Raw genomic sequence first — 5,676 nt, forward strand, 5'->3', positions numbered from 1 at the left:
GAACATTACGCAAAAGCTAAAAACGGATGCTCTAAGTCAGGGAGCTATTGAAATTGACGATCCTTTCGTGAAAGATAGTAAAGGAAATGCCCAGAAGCTGGTTCAATTAAACAGGAATATACGCTTGCAACGGGCTAAGGATACCATTCAAGCTCTGAAGACCATCTCTGGTGGAGCCATGCAAACGAACAACATGAGTGATGTAACGCCAAAGTTTATCATTCTCGTTAGTACAACTAGTGGTAATCACCCCTTTTCGCACATTGTAACGAGTGAAGGCATGAATCATGATAGAGTAGCCTTGAATCTGGATGGTCTGAAAGAAGTATTAAAAGACTACAAAGAGCAAATCGTTGGTACGGTATTCATTGGGAAGCGTAGCGGGTTTTTGAATGAATACAATGACGAACTTAGAGAGCTGCTTGCCCTTGGCGATGCCTACCCGACCATTCAGCTGGGTACGATCAATGAAACCATTGATGCGTACTGTACTCAACTCGAAAATCAGTTTTCCTGATGCAAGTACATGTAATAGACTTAAGCAGCTGGACGGCCAGTTTCCGGTACCCTAACCTGATCAGTGGGGTTCAGCCTACGCTGGAAGTTCCTCCCGTCAGTACCGTATTAGGCTTACTTAATGCAGCGGCGGGACAATACTTGCATCATCAGAAGCTGGAAATAGGATATTACTTCCAGTTTGATGCGAAAGCTGTTGATCTGGAAACGATTTATCAGATTGACAGTACCAATGGACGAGCCACCAATAATGCGAAGTCCAATATCATTCGTCGTGAATTTCTGTTCAATACTCGATTGAGAATCTATCTAACTGACCAAAAGCTAGCGGATTACTTTCGTCAGCCTTATTACTCCCTGGTTCTTGGGCGAATGAATGACTTAGCAACAGTCGAGCAAATCACAACCCTTGATTTACCCAAAGTTACCTACGCTTCTCGCCTAGCGGGTCAGGTTATTCCCTTCAGGGAAAATTATTTAGCGGGCCAAATTCAGGCCCTTCCTAAATACTTTACGGATACCTTTCCGCGACAGAACGTCGGCACTGAGCCTTACTCGGTTATCAGTCACCTCACTTTCGTTAAGGCTAATTTACCCGCTATTCACGATAAAGACTTAGGAAAGGAGGGTACTGATATTTACCTACACCAATTAGACTTTTCGGAGCATGACCAAGCTGTATGACGAAATTCTAGCTAAGTCAGATCCGCAACTCACCTTACAACAACACGTTGATGATTGCTTGCTGATTTGGGGACTGTTACAAAAAAACTTTCCTCAAATCAGCAGACTGTCCCTCTCGTATGACTTCTGGCGAGTTCTGCGTCTGGCTATTGTTTGCCATGATCTGGGAAAAGGACATGCCGATTTTCAGAAACTATTACGGAACCAACCCAATCGATGGCGGAAACAACGGCATGAATTGTTTTCGATTCCTTTCGTTGAAGGATTACAGGAAGAGAAACGAATTCGTGAACTACTCCGATTGGTAATAGCAGGACATCATAAAGATTACGAACAACTCTGGAAACGGTATATTTGTGATTTTTACCAGTCTGAAGAAGAGGTCTTTGATATACCGGGTGCAGATGAACGGCTGGATTACGAAGCCGAGTTTCGTAAAAACGTGCAAGCTTCACTTCTGCTTCAATTAGCCGAAGAAGCGTATCACGTTAAGATTGGACCATTCACGATTGAACATCCTGAACAGGTAATCTTAACCTATCAGCCTCAGATTGGGAAAATGAATGCTTCTAATCCTGATTATTTTGACTTGCTACTATTGTTTGGAGGATTGAAGCATTGCGATCATATGGGTTCCGCTCGGATTCAGGAATTGCTACAACTTTCCGAAACACAGTTTCAGTTTCTAGAGCAAAAGCGTAGAGATCTTCAAGCCAGGAAAAAGGATTTTTACGATCATCAGCTCGCCTGCGGAAATGTAACCGGTAATCTGATCTTGACTTCGCCGACTGGTTCTGGGAAAACAGAAAGCTCGATTTTGTGGCTGCATCAGCAGATGAAACACTTCGGACAAGGCCGGGTTTTCTACATTCTTCCATTTACGGCTTCCATTAATGCCATGTATGAACGGTTGGGAAAGGAAATGGGTTCAGAATATGTCGGAATGTTACATGGGAAGCTCAGTGATTATCTCTACGACTATTTCGATGATTTTCAGTATTCCCTTAGTCAAAAGAAAGAGCAAATTGATGCGTTGAAGGATAAGTTTAAGACACTGGTGACACCCGTTAAAGTCGTAACCCCTTTTCAGCTTCTAAAGCACTTGTTTGGTCTGAAAGGCTTTGAGCAGGGATTGTTTGAAATGGTAGGGAGCTATTTTATCTTCGATGAAATCCATGCGTATAGTGCCGATGTCTTTGCACAAATCAAAGTACTGCTCCAGTATGCCGTAAAGCATTTACAGGTAAGGGTTATGGTCATGACCGCAACCATGCCGACCTTTTTAAAAAAAGAGCTGGAAGAGGCGATTGGAGAATTTACGGAGGTAAAAGCGTCGGAAAGCCTGTATAGCCAATTCGTACGACATCGGGTCAAATTACAGGAGGGTTTGTTAACGGAGAATCTGGATTTGATTCGTAACTCATTGAAGGCGGGAACAAAGGTATTGGTGGTATGTAATACCGTTAAAAATGCTCAATCTGTGTTTAATGAGTTGCGAGGAGATGCTTGTAATGCGGTGTTGTTACATAGTGCATTCAATGGTGTTGACCGGACTCGTCATGAATTAGAATTGAAGCAAGGAGAAAAAGATGGATCAATTCGGTTACTAGTAGGAACTCAGGCGATTGAAGTGAGTCTGGATATTGATTACGATATCATCTACACAGAACCAGCTCCTATTGACGCACTGATTCAACGATTTGGGCGGGTTAATCGGAAACGCGAAAAGGGACAAAGTCCGGTAGTAGTTTTCCGCACATCTAATGCAACGGATCAATATATCTATCCGAATGAACTAGTAAGCCGCACCATCCAGGCATTCGAAGAAATCATTGCAGAAACAGACGGAATCATCGACGAGGCCCGACTACAGCAGTATATTGATTTTGTATATCCAGACTGGCAACCCAAGCAAAAAGAGCAATTTGATCTGATTTACAATAGCCTGTCGGTATCAGCAGAACGTCTGGTTCCCATGTATCGCTCAAAGTTGGGTGAAGAAAACTTTTACAAGCAATTTGACGGTATAAAAGTATTACCTGTTATTCTGAAAGATGCTTTTGTTGAACGTCTCAAACAGTTTGATTTCATTGGTGCAGAAAGTCTTAAAGTACAAATCCGTAAAAACAAGTTTGCTCAGTTACTGCGGGAGAATGACCTAAACCTTCAATCTGATTCGTACACAATCGAAAAGAAAGATGGCACACTCCTTGAAATAAAGTACTTTGTCCTTACCAAAAAATACGACACTGAGCTAGGATTATGTTACGATCAGCAGGAAGAATGGGTGGATACCTCTATCTGGATTTGATTTAAACGCATGACCATGATCATCACCGGCACCTACATCAAATATTACAAAGTCTGTCATCGCAAAACGTGGCTCTTTCATCATAAGATTGAAATGGAGCATACGTCTGAATTGGTGGCAGAAGGTTCGTTTATTGGCGAAAAGTCGTATCCCCAGCGAGCCGAACGTTACCGCGAAATTACCCTCGACGGTTCTAAAATCGACTTTTATGATCCACATAACAAAGTCGTCCATGAGATCAAAAATCCGATAAGCTTGAGCACTCTCACGTGGCTCAGGTGCAGTTCTATCTCTATCTATTGCAAAAGAATGGCGTAGCAGGAGCCACGGGATTGATCGAGTATCCCAAGCTTCGCCAGACCCAGACGGTTTACCTGGAAGAGACGGACCTAGCCGTAGTCGAGAGCTGGATTCAGGATATTGAACGTATAATAAACTCCGAACAGTGCCCCGGGCGAATCAGTAAGAGTAGATGTCAGGCCTGCAGTTACTTCGATTTTTGTTACGCTGAGGAAGTTGAATAGACGTAGTCAGAAGCCTGATCCCTTCCTTGCCCTTTTCTCTACCACCCTCATGAAACAGACCAAGTACCTGATGAATCCCGGTCGGCTGAGTCGGCAGGATCATACCCTCAAGTTTACGCCCGTTGACGAAGACGGAAACGAGGGACAGCCGCGTTTTCTGCCCGTCAACCAAGTTTCCGACTTGTATGTGTTTGGAAGTTTAGACGCCAACTCTGCTCTGTATAATTTTTTGGGGAAAGAAGGAATCGCCGTACATTTCTTTGATTACTATGAGCACTATACGGGTTCGTTCATGCCCCGCGAGTACCTGCTGGCGGGCAAAATGCAGGTAGAACAAACCAAACATTACGTCTCAGGCAAGAAGCGAATCGTCCTCGCCAAAGCCTTTGTCGAAGGAGCGGCCTCTAACATTTTACGCGTCCTCAAATACTACGAAAATCGGAAAGCCGGCGGGCTCAACGAGGCCATTTTAACCATCGAGCAACTGATGCAGCTGATTCCTTCGGCCACGGACGTACCGTCGTTAATGGGCATCGAAGGAAACATTCGACAAACGTACTACAGCTGTTTTGATGCGATTCTGGGCGAGACCTTTTGTATGGAAGGGCGGAGCAAGCGGCCCCCGCAAAATGAACTAAACGCCATGATTTCGCTGGGAAACATGCTCTGTTATTCGGCTTGTTTAAGCATGATTTACCATACCCAACTTAATCCGACGATCAGCTTCCTGCACGAATCCGGTGCCCGACGGTACTCGCTGGCTTTGGATATGGCGGAAATTTTCAAGCCCATTCTGATTGATCGGCTCATTTTTCGAATGGTAAATAAACGGCAGTTACAACCTTCGGATTTTCGAATGGAAGTAGAGGGTTGTCTCATGAAAGAAGCGGCTCGCAAACGGTTTTTACAGGAATTCGATGCTTCGCTGAAAGAAACCATCAAACATCGCTCGCTGGGACGAAGTGTCAGTTACAAACACCTGATTAAGCTGGAATGCTATAAACTACAAAGGCACCTGCTAGGCATTGACGCCTACAAACCCTTTAAAGCCTGGTGGTGAATGGTTTATAAATTATTTCTTCGTTCTTTGTACTCCTCACTCTGAAGATTTTTCCTTCAAAATCAATAAAAGATGTATGTCATTTTAGTGTACGACATGGGCCAGAAACGCGTGGGGAAGATGTTAAAACTTTGTCGGCGTTACTTAAATTGGATTCAGAACTCGGTTTTTGAAGGCGAAATGACCGACGTACAGTTGAGGGAGTTATTACACGAAGCGAAACGGATCATGAATGAAGAGGAAGACAGCCTAATCTTATTCAAGAACCGCGACCAGAAGTGGCTGGACAAACAAATCGTTGGCATCGAACGGCAATCGACCGACGATTTTTTGTAGGATTGGATTGTCGATCGAATTGTAGGGCTCGCTGATAGTCGCCTCCTTCGGGCATTAACTACCCTCCTAGCAGTATAAATCCCTGATTATGAGCAGTCGTCGATCGACGGGTATTTTCATACCATTGTAGATCGACGATTTTTTGATTTAATTTATGGCAAGTAAATAGCGTACAAAGGCCCGAAAAGGCCTTTTTTACCCATTTTCGAATGGGGGTCTTAATCGTACCAGAGTGGAATTGAAAT

At 43.9% G+C, this 5,676-nt stretch carries 5 protein-coding genes and 2 pseudogenes; 6 read left to right on the forward strand and 1 reads right to left on the reverse strand.

Translation table 11 applies throughout. The annotated features are described in order from the left end of the window. From ACOJTG_RS05085 to cas2, 6 genes and pseudogenes are all read left to right on the forward strand, one after another. Positions 1 to 517: pseudogene (locus tag ACOJTG_RS05085) on the forward strand (type I-B CRISPR-associated protein Cas7/Cst2/DevR); the annotation flags it as partial. Beyond that, entirely contained in the window at positions 517 to 1,200 is a 684-nt protein-coding gene (cas5b, locus tag ACOJTG_RS05090; RefSeq protein ID WP_420152820.1) for a type I-B CRISPR-associated protein Cas5b, read from the forward strand. The pseudogene ACOJTG_RS05085 and the gene cas5b, both read left to right, overlap by 1 nt. Next, positions 1,184 to 3,511 carry a CRISPR-associated helicase Cas3' gene (cas3, locus tag ACOJTG_RS05095; RefSeq protein ID WP_420152821.1) on the forward strand — a complete coding sequence of 776 codons (2,328 nt, stop codon included), beginning with the start codon at positions 1,184 to 1,186 and terminating at the stop codon, positions 3,509 to 3,511. Before cas5b ends, cas3 begins: the two co-directional genes overlap by 17 nt. 15 nt (positions 3,512 to 3,526) lie before the next feature. Continuing rightward, positions 3,527 to 4,035, forward strand: a pseudogene (cas4, locus tag ACOJTG_RS05100) (CRISPR-associated protein Cas4). 49 nt (positions 4,036 to 4,084) lie between these two features. Continuing rightward, the gene (gene cas1b / locus ACOJTG_RS05105) at positions 4,085 to 5,095 is read left to right on the forward strand and encodes a type I-B CRISPR-associated endonuclease Cas1b (RefSeq protein ID WP_420152822.1); all 1,011 of its coding nucleotides are present in this window, start codon (positions 4,085 to 4,087) and stop codon (positions 5,093 to 5,095) included. A gap of 72 nt (positions 5,096 to 5,167) precedes the next feature. Beyond that, entirely contained in the window at positions 5,168 to 5,431 is a 264-nt protein-coding gene (gene cas2, locus ACOJTG_RS05110; protein ID WP_094816049.1) for a CRISPR-associated endonuclease Cas2, read from the forward strand. Positions 5,432 to 5,489: 58 nt separating this feature from the next. Here the strand turns inward: cas2 and ACOJTG_RS05115 are convergent. After that, on the reverse strand, positions 5,490 to 5,676 hold a 187-nt coding region (locus ACOJTG_RS05115; protein ID WP_420152823.1), incomplete at its 5' end, for a hypothetical protein.

Origin of the sequence: Siphonobacter sp. (assembly GCF_048595215.1) — a bacterium.
Taxonomy (GTDB): Bacteria; Bacteroidota; Bacteroidia; order Cytophagales; family Spirosomataceae; genus Siphonobacter.